Annotated in this window: 2 protein-coding genes and 1 pseudogene; 2 read left to right on the forward strand and 1 reads right to left on the reverse strand. The window is 46.7% G+C overall.

Annotation, left to right across the window (positions count from 1 at the left end; all coding sequences use genetic code 11):
• Positions 1-146 precede the first annotated feature (146 nt).
• Positions 147-1,304: an acyltransferase gene (locus tag QZY09_RS09675; RefSeq protein ID WP_295671728.1), complete on the forward strand. Its 1,158-nt coding sequence runs from the start codon at positions 147-149 to the stop codon at positions 1,302-1,304.
• Positions 1,305-1,483: 179 nt separating this feature from the next.
• Here the strand turns inward: QZY09_RS09675 and QZY09_RS09680 are convergent, their stop codons facing one another.
• On the reverse strand, positions 1,484-2,656 hold the full coding sequence (locus tag QZY09_RS09680; RefSeq protein WP_295671731.1) for a glycosylhydrolase-like jelly roll fold domain-containing protein: 1,173 nt from the start codon (positions 2,654-2,656) through the stop codon (positions 1,484-1,486).
• Between QZY09_RS09680 and QZY09_RS09685 the strand changes: the two are divergent.
• A pseudogene (locus tag QZY09_RS09685) lies at positions 2,585-2,816 on the forward strand (IS1595 family transposase); the annotation flags it as partial. The gene QZY09_RS09680 and the pseudogene QZY09_RS09685 sit on opposite strands and share 72 nt — an antisense overlap.

A 2,816-nucleotide genomic window follows, 5' to 3' on the forward strand; every position in this document is an offset into this window, starting at 1 on the left:
CAATTTAAAGGGGCTTATTTTTACAATCCATTTGTTTTTACGATAAATAAAACCGATTTTTCAGGGCGTGTTTTGTTCCCCTGGGCGAACACGGATTATCAACCAAAACAATTGCCTTCATCCAATTATAATTATTATCCTGCTCAATGAGTACAACTGCTGTATTGCCTGATTCAAAAAAACATTATGAAATCCTTGACGGACTGCGCGGCGTAGCCTCCGTTTTGGTGATCGCCTTTCATGTGATGGAAACTTTTACCGGCGGCAATCGCTTTATCCAGGTGATCAATCACGGCTATTTGGCGGTCGATTTCTTTTTTCTCCTGTCGGGATTTGTGGTAGCCTATGCTTATGACGACCGCTGGGGTAAAATGGGCCAGTGGGACTTTTATAAGCGGCGCCTTATCCGTTTGCAACCCATGGTTATTATGGGTTCGCTGATTGGTGCGGCGCTTTTTTATTTCCAGGGAAGTGCTGTAGTTTTCCCGATGATCGGTAAAACACCGGTATGGGAAATGTTGCTGGTAATGCTGGTTGGCTGTACCCTGATCCCATTGCCCATTTCGGCGGACATCCGCGGCTGGCAGGAAATGCACCCACTGAACGGCCCCGCCTGGTCGCTGTTTTTTGAATATATCGCCAACATCCTATACGCTTTGTTTATCCGCAAGTTCTCAAAAACGCTGTTGAGTATATTTGTTATCCTGGCTGCTATTTTCCTGGTGCAATATTTGATTATGGGCCCGCAGGGCGATGTGATCGGCGGATGGAGCCTTGATAAAACCCAGCTCCATGTAGGTTTCGCACGTTTGCTTTATCCTTTTTTTGCAGGGGTATTGCTTTGCCGCGCCGGGAAGCTGATCCACATTAAAGGGGCGTTTACGGTTTGCAGCTTGATGATTGTTGCTGTACTAGCCATCCCAAGGATTGGCGGCACCGGCCATCTTTGGATGAATGGTGTATATGAATCTGTAGTGATTGTTCTGGTGTTCCCGCTGATCGTTTCTATCGGGGCCGGCGGCAAAATAATTGGAGGACGCGCCATTAAAATATGCAAGTTCCTGGGCGACATCTCCTACCCGCTTTATATCACCCATTATCCACTCATCTATTGGTATACCGCATGGGTAGTCGACAATAAAATACAGTTGGGCGGCTATGGCCTTTTTGTTGGCCTGTTGTTGATGATCAGCAGTATTACCATTGCCTGGGCCTGCCTTAAATTTTACGACGAGCCCGTACGAAACTGGCTTGCCAAACGCTACCTGGTAAAAAAGGAAGTGGTATCAAAAGTCGGGAAATAACGGTCAAAACTAAATAACAATTTGCCACAGTCAACTCTTCGTGGCCTTAGTGAAATCTTAGTGCCCATTGTGGTAAAAAAATTAACCACCAGGGACACTAAGGTTTCACAAAGACCACAATGACAAATTAAATTCGGTTGTGTTTTATACTTAAGTACTTTTGAGCCTCTAAGGATTGATCAGAACGAGCTTTGTTGTAGGGTAACCGGCCCCAATAACCCTGATTTAAATAAGGGTGAATTTTGGTTGTAAGGATGAAAGGTTGAAAAGGTGATCCTGCCTGAAGGTCGCGGCAGGCCTTTAATTAACCAGTCGGGCCATTTATCGTCTTTGATACCGTCGTCCGGTAATTTTTCATCGCCTATGAGCCTGTTTACCCATAAATTGGCCACTTCAATATCCAGTTGATTATTACCTTGTTTTATTGCGCTGCTGATATCAACATGCCAGGGGGCGGTCCATATTACGCCAAGATCTTTGCCATTTAGTTTTACGCGGGCCAGGTTTTTGATGTCGCCAAGGTCGAGGTAGATCTTTCCATGTGCGATGGAAACGTTGGCCTGCAGGTTAAATTCCTTTTTGTAGACCGCTATGCCCGAATAATATTTGATCCCCTCCACAGGGCTTTTTGTCCAGTCGGAAAGCTCGTTAAATGTTGTTTTTGCCGGGCCGCCTCTTTTCTGATCAAACGAAATCTGCCACGGGCCGCTAAGGGTTTCAATTTTATTAAACACCGGGAAGTTATCTTTATTTGCGATTGGTTTTGCCACGCGGCCGGTATGGAATACAATAAAATAGCTTTGGTAGGGCTCAAATTGAAGAGTGATGTTGGTTTGCGATCCTTCCACTTTAAACTGCGGAAGCTTTCTCATTTCGCCGGTGATGGCGTCCCAAAGCTCGGGCGCGCCTTTCGCACTGCGAAAAACGGCTTTCGTTTTCTCCGGATCGGCAGTTTTATTGGCAACAAAATAAATATCCCATCCCGCCGAGCTTCGGTGCGTATACCGTACCGCCTGATCTGCCTCAAAATCCGCATGTACCTGCATTTGCTTTAAAATAGCGGCGGTAAGTTCGTATTCAGGGTACAGGTCATTGATCTGCTTATCCAGTTCGCCGCCAAAAATAACCTGGCCCAAACCGTAACGGCGGGTGGTAATAGTCGCAGATTCGCCTGTCTGCCCCCAAAGCGTTTTGGCCAGCGATTGTACCTGGGCATCACATGCCGGGTAACCGGATAATCCGGGCGATCTGAGCGGCGGCGAGCCCACCACTGTTGCCCCGGCCTTTACCAGTGCAACGCTTGCCGCAAGCCCTTTACCGTCAAAATGGGGACCATTCTTGAAGATTCCCATATCGAATTGCACAAGTGGCTCTTGGCTTTTCACCTTATGGCTTCGAGCAAGAAAGGGATAAGTAGCCACCAGCTTCACAGGATGCTTGGCATTACCTACAAATCGGCTTGGTTTATGACTCATAGAATCAGAGAAGCTATGAAAGCTGATTATACTAAGG

The organism is uncultured Mucilaginibacter sp. (assembly GCF_903913935.1).
Classification (GTDB): domain Bacteria; phylum Bacteroidota; class Bacteroidia; order Sphingobacteriales; family Sphingobacteriaceae; genus Mucilaginibacter.